The organism is Mycobacterium sp. PS03-16 (assembly GCF_004570325.1).
In the GTDB taxonomy this organism is placed as follows: Bacteria; Actinomycetota; Actinomycetes; order Mycobacteriales; family Mycobacteriaceae; genus Mycobacterium.
Window position 1 is genome coordinate 32,915 of the sequence record NZ_SPQO01000017.1, and the last position, 12,240, is coordinate 45,154.

General features: G+C 67.8%; 17 protein-coding genes and 1 tRNA gene. 11 read left to right on the forward strand and 7 right to left on the reverse strand.

Going from position 1 to position 12,240, the window contains the following annotated elements:
* Window positions 1–116: 116 nt before the first annotated feature.
* Window positions 117–575, reverse strand: a complete 459-nt coding sequence (locus tag E4P42_RS15615) for a hypothetical protein (protein ID WP_245234045.1) — start codon at window positions 573–575, stop codon at window positions 117–119.
* Window positions 576–794: 219 nt separating this feature from the next.
* On the opposite strand from E4P42_RS15615, the gene E4P42_RS15620 reads away from it, so the two are divergent.
* From E4P42_RS15620 to E4P42_RS15640, 5 genes are all read left to right on the forward strand, one after another.
* Window positions 795–868, forward strand: a tRNA-Pro gene (locus E4P42_RS15620).
* Between the two features lie 179 nt (window positions 869–1,047).
* The gene (locus E4P42_RS15625) at window positions 1,048–1,506 is read left to right on the forward strand and encodes a transglycosylase family protein (protein ID WP_135127067.1); all 459 of its coding nucleotides are present in this window, start codon (window positions 1,048–1,050) and stop codon (window positions 1,504–1,506) included.
* Between the two features lie 148 nt (window positions 1,507–1,654).
* The gene (locus E4P42_RS15630; RefSeq protein ID WP_135126989.1) at window positions 1,655–2,005 is read left to right on the forward strand and encodes a hypothetical protein; all 351 of its coding nucleotides are present in this window, start codon (window positions 1,655–1,657) and stop codon (window positions 2,003–2,005) included.
* 275 nt (window positions 2,006–2,280) lie between these two features.
* Window positions 2,281–2,580, forward strand: a complete 300-nt coding sequence (locus tag E4P42_RS15635) for a hypothetical protein (protein ID WP_135126990.1) — start codon at window positions 2,281–2,283, stop codon at window positions 2,578–2,580.
* Window positions 2,581–2,777: 197 nt separating this feature from the next.
* Entirely contained in the window at window positions 2,778–3,281 is a 504-nt protein-coding gene (locus tag E4P42_RS15640; RefSeq protein WP_135126991.1) for a nitroreductase/quinone reductase family protein, read from the forward strand.
* 27 nt (window positions 3,282–3,308) lie between these two features.
* Here the strand turns inward: E4P42_RS15640 and E4P42_RS15645 are convergent, their stop codons facing one another.
* The 4 genes from E4P42_RS15645 to E4P42_RS15660 form a co-directional block, all read right to left on the reverse strand.
* The gene (locus tag E4P42_RS15645) at window positions 3,309–3,668 is read right to left on the reverse strand and encodes a hypothetical protein (protein ID WP_135126992.1); all 360 of its coding nucleotides are present in this window, start codon (window positions 3,666–3,668) and stop codon (window positions 3,309–3,311) included.
* A gap of 69 nt (window positions 3,669–3,737) precedes the next feature.
* Window positions 3,738–4,529, reverse strand: a complete 792-nt coding sequence (locus E4P42_RS15650) for a DUF4239 domain-containing protein (RefSeq protein WP_135126993.1) — start codon at window positions 4,527–4,529, stop codon at window positions 3,738–3,740.
* Complete coding sequence (locus E4P42_RS15655) at window positions 4,526–5,434, reverse strand: DMT family transporter (RefSeq protein ID WP_135126994.1); 909 nt, start codon at window positions 5,432–5,434, stop codon at window positions 4,526–4,528. The genes E4P42_RS15650 and E4P42_RS15655 overlap by 4 nt, the downstream gene beginning before the upstream one ends.
* Window positions 5,424–6,293, reverse strand: a complete 870-nt coding sequence (locus E4P42_RS15660; RefSeq protein ID WP_135126995.1) for an SDR family oxidoreductase — start codon at window positions 6,291–6,293, stop codon at window positions 5,424–5,426. Before E4P42_RS15660 ends, E4P42_RS15655 begins: the two co-directional genes overlap by 11 nt.
* Window positions 6,294–6,437: 144 nt before the next feature.
* Between E4P42_RS15660 and E4P42_RS15665 the strand changes: the two genes are divergently transcribed.
* The 5 genes from E4P42_RS15665 to E4P42_RS15685 all read left to right on the forward strand — a co-directional run bounded on the left by E4P42_RS15665 (window position 6,438) and on the right by E4P42_RS15685 (window position 10,148).
* Window positions 6,438–7,745, forward strand: a complete 1,308-nt coding sequence (locus tag E4P42_RS15665; protein WP_135126996.1) for an acyltransferase — start codon at window positions 6,438–6,440, stop codon at window positions 7,743–7,745.
* A gap of 37 nt (window positions 7,746–7,782) precedes the next feature.
* On the forward strand, window positions 7,783–8,328 hold the full coding sequence (locus tag E4P42_RS15670) for a bifunctional 2-polyprenyl-6-hydroxyphenol methylase/3-demethylubiquinol 3-O-methyltransferase UbiG (RefSeq protein ID WP_135126997.1): 546 nt from the start codon (window positions 7,783–7,785) through the stop codon (window positions 8,326–8,328).
* 64 nt (window positions 8,329–8,392) lie between these two features.
* Complete coding sequence (locus E4P42_RS15675) at window positions 8,393–9,004, forward strand: hypothetical protein (RefSeq protein WP_135126998.1); 612 nt, start codon at window positions 8,393–8,395, stop codon at window positions 9,002–9,004.
* A 25-nt stretch (window positions 9,005–9,029) separates the two neighbouring features.
* The gene (locus E4P42_RS15680) at window positions 9,030–9,851 is read left to right on the forward strand and encodes a glutaminyl-peptide cyclotransferase (RefSeq protein WP_135126999.1); all 822 of its coding nucleotides are present in this window, start codon (window positions 9,030–9,032) and stop codon (window positions 9,849–9,851) included.
* A gap of 69 nt (window positions 9,852–9,920) precedes the next feature.
* Window positions 9,921–10,148, forward strand: coding sequence for a hypothetical protein (locus tag E4P42_RS15685; RefSeq protein ID WP_245234046.1), 228 nt, complete (start codon window positions 9,921–9,923; stop codon window positions 10,146–10,148).
* 1 nt (window position 10,149) lies between these two features.
* Here E4P42_RS15685 and E4P42_RS27590 read toward each other — a convergent pair whose 3' ends face one another.
* The gene (locus E4P42_RS27590; protein ID WP_256371156.1) at window positions 10,150–10,284 is read right to left on the reverse strand and encodes a hypothetical protein; all 135 of its coding nucleotides are present in this window, start codon (window positions 10,282–10,284) and stop codon (window positions 10,150–10,152) included.
* Between the two features lie 154 nt (window positions 10,285–10,438).
* Window positions 10,439–10,885 carry an STAS domain-containing protein gene (locus tag E4P42_RS15690; RefSeq protein WP_135127000.1) on the reverse strand — a complete coding sequence of 149 codons (447 nt, stop codon included), beginning with the start codon at window positions 10,883–10,885 and terminating at the stop codon, window positions 10,439–10,441.
* A 530-nt stretch (window positions 10,886–11,415) separates the two neighbouring features.
* Here E4P42_RS15690 and E4P42_RS15695 point away from each other — a divergent pair.
* Complete coding sequence (locus E4P42_RS15695; RefSeq protein ID WP_135127001.1) at window positions 11,416–12,234, forward strand: SigB/SigF/SigG family RNA polymerase sigma factor; 819 nt, start codon at window positions 11,416–11,418, stop codon at window positions 12,232–12,234.
* Window positions 12,235–12,240: the final 6 nt, after the last annotated feature.

The window sequence follows — 12,240 nt, forward strand, 5'->3', positions numbered from 1 at the left end:
GGCAGCGACCGATTTTGCTGCCTGGACTGTCTGTACGGGTTACACCCGGAGTTGGAGGACCAGGCGCAGTAGAGCGCAGCGGGCAGCGGCGAGTTCGCCGCTGCCCTGCGCGCGAGTCATTCGAGGCGTTCGACCACCTCCTGGTACTGGCTCATGATTTGCGCGAGTCCCTCGTCGACCCACGCGTCGTTGACGCTCACGTGCGAGGCGATGAGCTGGACACGATTGATCATCTGCTGGAATTCCTTGGCGCGGCGCAACGTGTCGATTTGATTCGCGGTGCCGCGCACGACGATGAAGCCGTTCACCTGACCGCCGGTCGGACCGACGATGGTGACGTCGAAGCGCTCGATCGCTCCTTCCTGCTGCAGGCGTGTGTAGTACTGCACGGTCTCGCCGTACACCTCGAGGGCTTTCTTCTCCCGTCCGGGTACCGGTTCTCCGAACATCGTGCACAGTGCGGCCTCGGCCATTTCCATCCCCTTCCACGAACCCCCCTTGGCCGGATTATCGGCCGCGCCGGCGACGACGGTCGGGCTTCGGCAGCGACGCTGCCGCGACGTTGTCGGGGTCAAGAGAATGTGGGACCACCACGTGGTTTCGGGTCGCTCCGGGTGTCCGGCCGAGCAGGGGAGAACGGCGCGGAGAGCATGAGTCGACAACGGCGTCGACCCCGAGCGGCGCCCGAATCCATCGCCGGCGGGCCCGGCGGACAGCGGCGTGCGGTGCCGTTGGGATTCCCGCGGTGCCGTGCGGTAGGCTCACGTGCTGCCGCAGGAGAAATCCGGCGGCAACGGGCTGTGGCGCAGCTTGGTAGCGCACTTGACTGGGGGTCAAGTGGTCGCAGGTTCAAATCCTGTCAGCCCGACACACGTGAAGGCGGTCCCGGAGTCATCCGGGGCCGCCTTTCTCGTATCCGGCGGGCGGCAGCGTGCTCCGAAGTTGTGAACAACCATCACAATCTCCTCACAATTCACTGTGAAATCACGGGTAACAATGACGGTGACCGAAGACCGACCACCATGGCAGGGCGGGATTTCAGTGCAGATTGTCAAGGGTTTGGGTGTCGCGCTGACCGCCGCCGCGCTGTCGGCCACGTCGATGACGGTCGCCACACCGAATGCCCATGCGAGCAGGGTCAATTGGGATGCGATCGCGCAGTGTGAATCCAGCGGGAACTGGGCGATCAACACCGGCAACGGGTTCTACGGCGGCCTGCAGTTCCTCCCGGCCACCTGGAAGGAACACGGCGGCGTCAGTTCCCCGGAGAAGACTCCGCGCGAGTACCAGATCCTCATCGCCGAACGGGTCCTGCGCACCCAGGGCATCGGCGCCTGGCCGGTGTGCGGTGCCTTCGCGCTCTCCCCGAGGTCCACCGCCCCTCCCGGTACGGGCAGCACCTGCCGGCTCATGTCCGGCATCGTGCTCGGCGTCGTCAACCTGAACCGGATGTGCGTCGGACTGACGAACCAGGCCCGCGCCGTCGCCTCCGTCCTGGCCGGCTGACAGCCCGCTCACCCGATTCGCTGTGTTGTCGAAACCGCGCCGTTGACGCTGCACGCGGAGTTATCCTCGGCTCTCTGAGGCGTAACCGCGTCGGGGTCCGCGCAACCGTCCCAGGGGTCGTAATTCTCGCTCGAGAAGGGGGACCACAGTGAACGGATCGGTGAAGAGGCTCGCGCTCGGCAGCGCGATGGCGGTCGTCGCCTCGATCGGTCTGGCTGCCGCGCCGGCGAGCGCGCAAGACCGCAATGTGCTCATCATCAACGAGACGCGGCACACGATGGTGGAGTTCTACGCCTCCAACATTGGCCGACAAACCTGGGAGGAGAACATCCTCGGCGAAGACGTGCTACCGGTCGGCCAGTCACTCAACATCAACTTCTACGACGGCACCGAGGCCTGCCTGTACGACTTCCGCGCCATCTTCGACGATGGCGACGAACTGGTGCGCAACCGCATCGACGTCTGCGCTATCAGTAGCTACCGCTACACGGAGGAGTGAGCGGTATCAGCCGACCGCGGCGTGCGCGCGGCGGGTAGTTGACTGCGGGATGGTGGCTTCCCTCGGTCATGAAGAACATGCCGCCTGTTTAGCGCGGCCGATTCAAGGTCGATCGCTTCCACTGGGAAGCGCGACGCTGCCGATTCCGACGCACTTACTGACATGTACCGGAAGGCCGCCGAGAATCAACTTCGCGAGCGAGGAGGGTGCACATGCTCAGGAGATTGATGATCAGCGGAGCCGCAGCCGCAGTTCTATCCGTTCCGCTTGCCAGCGTGGCATGGGGTGACCCTCCCGAAGACCCGGGGTCCGACGGTGTGGGTGCCGGCGGCATTCCGCGGGTCCTCGGGGACAACGTGGGCACCACCGGTCCATTCCCGCCGGGCGCCGGGGCCGAGGGAATCGGCGGGTTCAGCGACTTCGCTCAGCAACCGGGTTTCTCCTCACCTGAGTACATCAACGACCAGTTCCCCGACACGGACCGCACGCCGGGCGGGGCGATCAAACGGCAGTCCCCCGCGTGCGGCAACGGAAGTGGCCCGAAAGGCACCGACTTCGAGCAGACCTGCCCTTGAACGGCGTTGGCGCTCGCAGGTTTACTTCGGCTAGCCAGTACCGGCTTCGTGATTGTGAACTCGCTCGGCCCAACGCCGCACTGGCGGAAGCCACAGATCGCGCCGTCCGACGCATGTGAGCGCCTTACAACTGCACCCTGACCGACGAGTTCTGCCGAAACGGGCTCGGGCGGGTGCCCCGGGCGTACGGTCCGGGCATGCCGCTGCGTTACGTCGACCCGCACCGGAAGCACAGTCGCTGGTACACGGCGATCGAGAGTTTCAGCCGGTCCCGGCCGGGACAGTTCCTGGCGCACCACTTCTGGCCGCGGATCGACCCGTGGCTGTACCGGACCACCGGCGGGCGCTATCCGTCGGTGCTCGGCGGCCCGTCCACCGCTCCGCTGCGCACCACGGGAGCGAAGTCGGGTCAGCCCCGCGAGCACCAGATCACGTATTTCCACGACGGGCCCGATCCGATCGTCACCGCCTCGAACTACGGCGGGCCGAAGAACCCGCAGTGGTACCACAACCTCAAGGCGCACCCGGAATGCGAACTGGGCGACGAGAAGTTCGTCGCGACCGAGATCACCGACCCCGACGAGTATGCCCGCGTCTACGGCCTCGCCGAGCAGGTCTACGCGGGCTGGCGCGACTACCGCGAGAAGACCGCACCCATCGGCAGGCACATCCCGGTGTTCCGGCTCATGCCACGGCCGTGAAGCTCATCAGAGACGGGTGTGTCCCGCTCAGGACTTGTCGTCCTTATCCCTGTCATCGTCATCGGAGCCCTCGTCGGAGTCGTCATCGGAGTCGTCGTCGGAGTCTTCGTCGTCATCGGAGTCGTCGTCCTTCGACTCGCTTCGCGACTGACGGTCGTCACTCGAGTCATCGTCCGCGTCATCGCGTTTCGCCGACTCGCCCTCGCCGGCCGACGCGGCCTTGTCGGCGAACTTGGTCAACAACGCCGCGAGCTGCCGGGCGTCCTCCGGTGTGAGCCGGTCGGTGAACACCTGCTCGTTGTCCTCGCCGCGCCGTTCGACATGCACCGCACCGTCTTTGGCGGCGACGTCCCACCGGCCATCGTCACCATCTCGTTCGTCGGCCATGGTTTCCCCTTCCCCGTTGAAGTCGGATAGAGATCTGTACCCGTCACCGCACAGACTGAATCCGACGCGTCACCCGGCAGGCGCGGTGAGCACCCGGACCACCTCTTGGAGCGGATCCGGCGACGTCGCGATCTCTCCGACGTAGGGGTGGGACAGTTCGAGGACGAGGAACAGGTTGCTCGCAACGATGATCCCGACGATCGCCACCATCGGATAGTGCATGGCGGGCTTCTCGACGCCGTAGATGATGACGGTGCCCAGCACCATCGCGCTGGTGAGCAGGATGACCGCCCACAGCGCCCACGGCGGTCCGGTGTCTTCACGAGCGGTGAGCAGGCGGACCGTACGCGCCTGGCTGATCGCGTCGAGGCCGGCCCTCGACGTGGTCAGCGCATCCCGCTGAATGTCGGTCGTGGCCTGCACCTCCCGGTAGGCCGTATGCAGTCGCGCCAGGGCGCGGTCGGCCTCAGCGGAATGGTCGTCACCGGCCCGTGTCCACTCCGCGACGGCCGCGTTCGTGTAGTCGAGCAGGCTCTGACGGATGCGATCCCGGTCGGCGGCCGCGAACACGTCGACCTCGCGTGCCATCTGTACCGCCGCAGCGCCTTCGGCGCGCGCTGCGCCGTCGGCGGTGTTGATCTGCCCCCACATCGCGGACACCACGAACCCGATGAAGAACGCGTAGACGAAACCGATGAAGCCGTAGGTGAACTTGGTGACGTCGTTGTGCTCATCGCCGGTGAGGACGGGAAATCGCCGCCGGATGTGCCGCTGAACGAGGACCGCTCCACCGGCGATGACGACGATGAGGCCGAGAAACAGCAGCCACGAGGGTATGACCGTAACGATCCATCGACTCACGGGGGCGACTCCATCGTGGTATTCGGTTGTGGGGCAGTGGCTCTGGCGCGGACGGCGATCAGTCCGCCCCCGATCACCAACGCCATACCCACGTAGGTGAGGACCGTCGGCCGGTGATGCCAGACGATCCAGTCGATCACGGCGGTGAACACGATGACCGAGTAGATGAACGCGCCCAACTTCTCCGCCGGTGCATAGCGATACGCGATCACGATGAGGATCTGGGACAGGACCTGTGCCACGCCCAGTGCTATCAGCCACGGCCACGCGCGCGAAGGAATCGGCGCCCAGTCGGCGAGCGCGATCGGGACCGACAGGACCGTCGACAGCAGGAAGTAGTAGAAGAGGATCCTGGTCACCGGCTCGGTGGCGCCGAGCCAGCGCACCGACATCATCGCCACCGCCAACAGCAGGGCGCCTGCGAGAGCGGACAACTCACCGCCGGTGAACCCGTGGCTCTGCGGCTGCAGCACCAGCACCACCCCGGCGAAGCCGACACCGGCGCCGAACCACGTCGGCGCGGCGACGCGCTGACGGGTGACGGCCCAGGCGATCAATGGCATCCACAGCGGAGCGCTGTAGGTCAGCACCGTGGCGTTGGCCAACGGGATCTCCCTGATCGCGAAGAACAGCGCATACCAGCACCCGGTGCCGGTCGCAGCGCGCAGCACATGCAGTCCGAGCCGTTCGGTACGCAGCTCAGACCAGCCGCCACGCACCGCCACGGGCAGCATGAACAGCAGGCAGATCGCGTTCTGGAACAGCAGCAGCACTCCGGTGGAGGTGTACTGGCCGCCGACCTTCGCCACCGTGCCCACCATCGCGACGCAGAAGAACGCCGCGGTGGTCAACGCCGCTCCGGTGGCGAGGTTCTCCTCCCGGTAGCCGACTCGGTCAGCGGGCAACGTGACCACCGGGGGTCGGACTCAGTTGCGGCGTCGAGCGCTTCATCACATCGTTGAGCATCCGGGGTGCGACGATGTCCAGCATCCTCAGCGACAGGGTCTTTCGAGGCGCGATCCGCACCGGCCGACGTCGCGCCGCATCCACCATCCAGTCGGCGGCCTCGTCGGCGCTGAGTGCGGCCATACCGTCGTAGGCCCGCGTGGGCGCGATCATCGGCGTGGCGACCAGTGGGTAGTAAATCGTCGTGGAGCACACGCCGGAGTCGCCCAGCTCGTTGTCGATCACCCGGCTCACCGCACTCAGCGCGGCCTTGGAGGCGTTGTAGACGCCGAACAAGGGTGAGGACTCCGGCATCACCCGCCAGCTCGACACGTTGATGATGTGTCCGTCTCCGCGAGCGGCCATTCCCGGCGCGAGGCCACGGATCAGCCGCAGCGGCGCGTAATAGTTCAGTGCGATGGTGCGCTCGACGTCATGCCACCGATCGAGCGAGTCGAGCAACGGTCGGCGAATCGACCGGCCCGCGTTGTTGATCAGGACATCGACTCGGCCTGCGGCCCGCACGAGCTCGTCGACCGCGTCGAGATCCGCCAGATCGGTCGGCATGGCGACCGCATCCCCGCCCCCCGCGGTGATGGCCGCGACCACGTCGGTCAGCAGATCGTGGCGCCGCGCCACGGCGAGCACCGTCGCCCCGCAGTCCGCGAGCTTCCCGGCGGCGGCCGCCCCGATCCCGGACGATGCTCCCGTCAACAGGATTCGTTTTCCGTGCAGGGATATCGGCGACCGCGGCACCAGACGGGGCAGCGGCCGCATACCCGCCAGCCGCAGGGCCCGCCGCACACCGAGCTCGGTCATGGGCGATTTCCTCACTCGATGGTGGAGGCAGCATATTTCGCCGGTCGCCCGTCACGGACGCGATTGCGCCAACTGTGCGAGACAGGCCCGAGTCGGGTAGTCCTACTCATCGCGTGGTGGCCGCCGACCGGGCATTCTGAACCCATGACGCTTCCGAAGCCAGGCATCGACGAACGCCCGGCCGCCGACGACATCGCCGCCGGTCGGGACCGCGCCGTCGATGTCGCTCGCCTGGGCGCCCTACTCGTCGTGATGTTCGGCCACTGCGCCCTGCTGCTCGCGACGATCGACGAGCGCGGCGTTCGGATCGGCAACATCCTGGGCGCGTTGCCGGTGACCCAGCCGATCACGTGGATCGTCCAGGTGATGCCGCTGTTCTTCCTCGCCGGCGGCGCCGCGGGCGCGTACGGCTGGCGAGCCGGCACCGCCTGGGGGACGTGGCTGTTCACCCGAGCCCAGCGGTTGTTCCGGCCGGTGTTCTGGTACCTCGCGGCGTGGGCGCCGGTCCTGCTCGTCGTGCGCCTGACCCTCGGCGCCGGATCCGCGCAGGCGCTGGGTCGTGAGATCGTGGCACTGCTCTGGTTTTTGGGCGTGTATGCGGTCACGTTGGCGTTCGTGCCGCTGCTCACCCGCATGTCCACCGGCCGCACCATCGCCGCGGTGGTCGCCGGACTGCTGGTGGCGGCCGCGGCGGTCGATGCGGTGCGCGCTGCCGCCGGAACCCCGGAGGCGGGAACGCTGAACTTCCTGCTTGTCTGGTTGACTCCGATCGCCATCGGCGTGGCCTACGCGCGTCGGCTGATCCGCCCCCTGGTCGCCGCAGCGGTGGGCGTGGCGGCCTTCGCCGCCCAACTCGTCCTGGCGCTGACCGGTGTCTATGAGGTGGCGCTGGTGGTGACCGGCGTGGAGCGGTTCTCCAACACGTCGCCGCCGACGGCGTTGCTGGCGCTGCAGTGCACGTGGATGTCATGCGTATTCGTGCTGGCCGCGCCCGCGGTGCGGCGGTGGGCCGCACGACCCCGCGTCTGGCACCTGGTGGCGGTGGGGAACGGGGGAGCGATGACGCTGTATCTGTGGCACATCCCGGCGATTGCGGTGGCCGCGTTCACGCTGCATGCGGTCGGCGTCGACGCCTACGACGTCCACGCGCCCGGATTTTGGTGGGCGCTGGCGCTGCGCGCCGTCGTGTTCGCGGTGGTGATGACGGTGCTGTTCCGGTTGCTCGCGCCGCTGGAACATCGGCGCCTGCCGTGGTGGGACGCCCCGGCGCGGGCCGACGGGGCCGGGTCCGTCGCCGCGGGAGTGCTGGTGTGCGCCGCCGGGGTCGCGCTGGTGCTGCTGGCCAAGAACGGGATGACCGGTGCCGCGGGATGGTCGTCGCTCGGGGCGTTCGTCGTCGCGGCCGCCGCCGCCCGGGTGTGCGCGGCCGGTCGGCAAAGCGCCCACCGGTAGCGGTGTCGGCGGCCGGCGCGGCGGATATCGTGGCGAGGTGGCTGCCGGGGACCGCGCACGCTGGGACGGCAGGTACGCGATGCTCGGTGCACCGTCGGCCGGGGCGATCGGTGTGCCGGCCTGCTTCGCGCCGGTCGCCGCGGAGTTCCCGCACGCCGGGTCCGCGCTCGACATCGCCTGCGGGCAGGGGCGCTTCGCGGTGTGGCTGGCCGCCCGCGGGATGCACGTGTGGGGCGTCGACATCTCCGCGGTGGCCGTCGCCCACGCCGCTGCGTTAGCCCGTCACCACGATGTGGTCGCACACTGCCGATTCGATGTCACCGATCTCGACGACGGTCTCCCGCCGGGTCCGCCGATCGACGTCCTGGTGTGTCATCTGTTCCGGGACCGGCGCCTCGACGATGCCCTCGTCGCGCGCCTCGTGCCCGGTGGGCTGCTCGCGATCGCGGTTCTCAGCGAAGTCGGCGCCGCGCCGGGGCCGTTCCGCGCCCGCCGCGGTGAGCTGATCGCCGCCTTCGGGCATCTGAACGTCATCGCCGCTGGTGAGGGAGATGGAACAGCGTGGCTGCTCGCCCGTCGCTGACCGGTGACCGTCGTCGCTTCTGCCTGCGATATTGATTTCCGGCACATCCGGGTATCCCCTTGCCATGGGTGATTCGCTCGCTTCGTTACCGACAGCCGTCCGCTCGACCGTCTCCGGCGTCCTGGGCGACCCGCTGAGGGTGTTCGGGGAGACCGGACCCGTCTACGAGGCGGACGTGAGCTTCGACGGAGACGCGCGCGTGCCGGGTCTGACTCAGCTCCTGCGGCCGGGCCGGACCTACACGACGTTCGTGCGCATCGCGCCGGTCAGCGCGGACGCGGTGGTGCGCACCGTCTGCGTCAAGTTCCCCGACGCCTACGGACCGGGCAACGACCAGGATTTCCTGTTCGCCTCGTCCGGCGACGGGGCGCCGCTGCACCATGTCGCCGTTCCCAGCGCCCGCGCGGACAATCGGCTCTACTCATCGCTGTGGCTGTACCTGGCCGGTATCCGACCGGTCGTGTTCGGTGCGGCCGCAGCCTCCGGGTCCGATGCTGGCCTGATCGGCGCCGGCGACCGGCTGGACTTCCTCATCGGCGGGGTGATCGGCCGGTTCCGCCGAGTCGGGGAGATCCGCCTGGGCAGCGAGATCCCGCACGCCTCGGTGAGTTATGCGGCCAGCCACAGCGGGGGAGGGCTGCGGCCGTTGCCGCCCGCGCTGTTCTACCGCGGCTGACCGTGACGGCCTCGCATGAGGCACGATGTCGGTGATGCGTTCTCTGCGTGTGCTCCTGGTTCTGTGCGCCATCGCGCTGTTGGTGATCGCCGGCTGCGCGCAGGCCGAGGACGCCGCGGCCCGGCCCGGCCCGGAGGAACGGTTGCGCGTCACGGTGCTCGGCGAGCAGACACACGACCCGACGTCGTTCACCCAGGGCCTCGAGGTCGACGGATCGGCGCTGTACGAGACGACCGGACTGGTCGGCCGGTCGCAGCTGCGTGAGTTGGATCCCGCCACCGGACAACTGCGCCGGTCCGCACCGCTGCCGCGGGACTACTTCGGCGAGGGGATGACGGTCGTCGAGAACCGGATCTGGCAGCTGACCTATCGCGACGGCGTTGCGATCGAATGGGACAAGGCCACCTTCACGCCGCGGCGTGAGGTGCCGGTCGACGGTGAGGGCTGGGGCGTGTGTTTCGACGGCGCCCGGATGATCCGCAGCGACGGCACGAACCTGCTGCGGTTCGTCGACCCCGCGGACTTCACCGACACCGGCGCGGTGCCGGTGACGCGGTCCGACGGCACACCGGTCAACGGGCTCAACGAACTCGAATGCGCCGACGGTCAGGTGTGGGCGAACGTGTGGCCCACCGATCAGATCGTCCGTATCGACCCCGGCAGCGGAGCGGTCACCGCGTCGGTCGACGCATCGGTGCTGCGGCGGGGACATCCGGACGTCGACGTGCTCAACGGCATTGCGGCCGTGGGCAATGGCGAGTTCCTGGTGACGGGGAAGAACTGGCCGACGATCTACCGCGTGAGGTTCGACCCGGCCCCTGACGATCTTTGTGGCCAAGGTCACTAATTGATCTCGATGTCCGACACGTCGGCGCGGAGCCGGAAGTTCTCCCGCGCCCGGGCCGACACTGGGCGCATGCGGGTCGAGGAAACCATGTGGGACGTATTGCTTCCGAAGGATGTCGACGATCGGTGCGGGTACTCCCCGCGCGCGGCACTGGCCGAGCTGGTGGCCAACCGCCTACCCTCCTACAAGCGTCTGCTGCGGGTGGTGACGTGGTCGCCCGACGCGGGTCACCTGTTCCGGCCCACCCCGAACTTCCGGCGCTACGCCGTGTGTTACGAGGTGGAGCTGGCCACCTGACCTACTGGGTCGCCTGCGAAAAATACTGCGTCACAACGCCGTTCTCCGGATCGAACAGGCGCGGGCCGACGGTCTCCCAGCCGCCGAGATCGTCGATCGACGAGAGCCGTTGCAGCGCAACGAAAGTGCTGGCCACCTGCTTGACCCCCGGCGCCAGCAGATCGCTCGAGTAGTCGTTGTTCTCTTGGCCTATGACTGGAGCGTGGGGCAGCCGGCGCTCACGAGGTCGGCGGAGGGCCGGAAATACCCCGGCGAGTCGGGTGGATGTTCGGCAAACTTTCCGCGCGGCGTCAGCCGGCCCAAGACACCGGCTGACGCCGGCGGGACACGCGGTCGAGGCGTTCGCGGGCCGAGGCGACGTCTGCGGCGAGGGGGAGTTCGCCCTGCGGGTCGCAGATCCGTAGCATCCGGCGGACCTCGGAACCGGGAACGATCACCCAATCGACGTCGATGCGCGTACAGCTGACGCTCATGTAATGCAGTGCGCTGAAGCCCTGTGTGCCGAAGAACCGCACGGCGGTGAGGTCGACGATCAGTTGGCACGATGTTGCGGTGTGCCGCTCCACGTAACGACCGAGGTCGCGCCCGTTGGTGGCGTCGATCTCGCCGTCGGCGGTGATGATCGAGAGGATGGGAGTCAGTGACCGCAGAGCGAAGACGGCGCGGCCCCGCCGCTCCGGCGCCTCGACCGCGGTGGGGTCTGGACGGAACACCCGGACTGTTCCCATGTCAGCCATGCGAAGACTCCCTCGATTGTCCCGTGTCCCCGACTGGCGACCGGCCCCCGCTACGGCGCATTCTGAACTGGCTGACGCGCCTGTCGCGGTTGACATCGTCGCCGGCTGTCTCTTCAACCTGTGACGCAGATTACTACGGATTGCGTCGCGTGACTATAAGGCTTATGCACTTCTCAGAATCGCGTCTACCAGGTAATTTGCTGTCGCGTCAGGCCGCGGGTCGGATGCGGGAAGGGCCGATGGTCTGCACTGTCGACGGATCGAGTGGTTTCGAAATTGGTGCGGGTCGACCCGCGACGAACCGGGTGCCGGGGGCGTAGAGTGAGCCGTATCCCGTTTCGGGAGGCGACACCGTTTAGTGCAAAGCGGACCGCTGCAGGCGGCACTCCGATCGAGCCCACGGTCCTTCTCGCCGTCAGTCCACGCAGGAAGAAACCCTGCTGCTGACAACAGCTTCGTTCAGCCCACCCCGCAAACGCCGCATCGCCGGCGCTCACTTCGCGTCCGCACCGAGTCCGGAAGGACCCGAGATGACGATCACCGATACACCTCTGACCACTCGCGTGACCACCCGCGCGCCCTCACCGCGGGCCCAGGATGATTACGCCGACGTGCCGGACATGTTCCGGCTGATGTACGCGTTGCCCGCCGAATCCCACGAATTCGCCCGACAGCGCGAGGCCATCGTCACCCGATGCCTGCCGCTGGCCGATCACATCGCGTTCCGGTACCACCGCAAGGGCGAGAACTTCGACGATCTCGTGCAGATCGCCCGAGTCGGGTTGATGCACGCGGTGAACCGCTTCGACGCCGAGACGGGCACCAATTTCCTGTCCTACGCGGTGCCGACGATGCTCGGCGAGATCCGACGACACTTCCGCGACAACGGCTGGGCCATGCACGTGCCACGCCGGCTCAAGGACCTGCACGTCCAGATCACCCGCGTGACACCGCAACTGACCCAGACCCTGGGGCGTGCACCGACCGCCACAGATCTGGCCGCAGAACTGGGCGCCGACCGGCAGGAAGTGGTCGAGTGCCTGGTGGCCGGCGACGCCTACAGCGTCCGTTCGATCGACAGCCCGGTCGCGGGGAGCGACGATCCGGGACGCTCGCTCGCCGACACCATCGGCAGCGTCGACGCCGACATGGAGCACATCACCGACCGGGAGTCGCTGCGCCCGCTGCTGGCCGCACTGCCCGAGCGGGAACGCATGGTGATCAGCCTGCGGTTCTTCGCCGGGATGACGCAGACCCAGATCGCCGACCGGATCGGTGTGTCACAGATGCAGGTGTCGCGGATCCTGGCCAAGACGCTGAGCCAACTGCGCGACGGCATGACGGCCTGACGGCCG

Bases quoted from the DNA above. Each gene is read 5' to 3' on its own strand.
- E4P42_RS15645 (WP_135126992.1), bottom strand. From the start codon at position 3,668: ATGGCCGACGAACGAGATGGTGACGATGGCCGGTGGGACGTCGCCGCC.
- E4P42_RS15680 (WP_135126999.1), top strand. From the start codon at position 9,030: ATGTCGGTGATGCGTTCTCTGCGTGTGCTCCTGGTTCTGTGCGCCATC.
- E4P42_RS15675 (WP_135126998.1), top strand. From the start codon at position 8,393: ATGGGTGATTCGCTCGCTTCGTTACCGACAGCCGTCCGCTCGACCGTC.
- E4P42_RS15690 (WP_135127000.1), bottom strand. From the start codon at position 10,885: ATGGCTGACATGGGAACAGTCCGGGTGTTCCGTCCAGACCCCACCGCG.
- E4P42_RS15695 (WP_135127001.1), top strand. From the start codon at position 11,416: ATGACGATCACCGATACACCTCTGACCACTCGCGTGACCACCCGCGCG.
- E4P42_RS15640 (WP_135126991.1), top strand. From the start codon at position 2,778: ATGCCGCTGCGTTACGTCGACCCGCACCGGAAGCACAGTCGCTGGTAC.
- E4P42_RS15665 (WP_135126996.1), top strand. From the start codon at position 6,438: ATGACGCTTCCGAAGCCAGGCATCGACGAACGCCCGGCCGCCGACGAC.
- E4P42_RS15685 (WP_245234046.1), top strand. From the start codon at position 9,921: ATGCGGGTCGAGGAAACCATGTGGGACGTATTGCTTCCGAAGGATGTC.
- E4P42_RS15660 (WP_135126995.1), bottom strand. From the start codon at position 6,293: ATGACCGAGCTCGGTGTGCGGCGGGCCCTGCGGCTGGCGGGTATGCGG.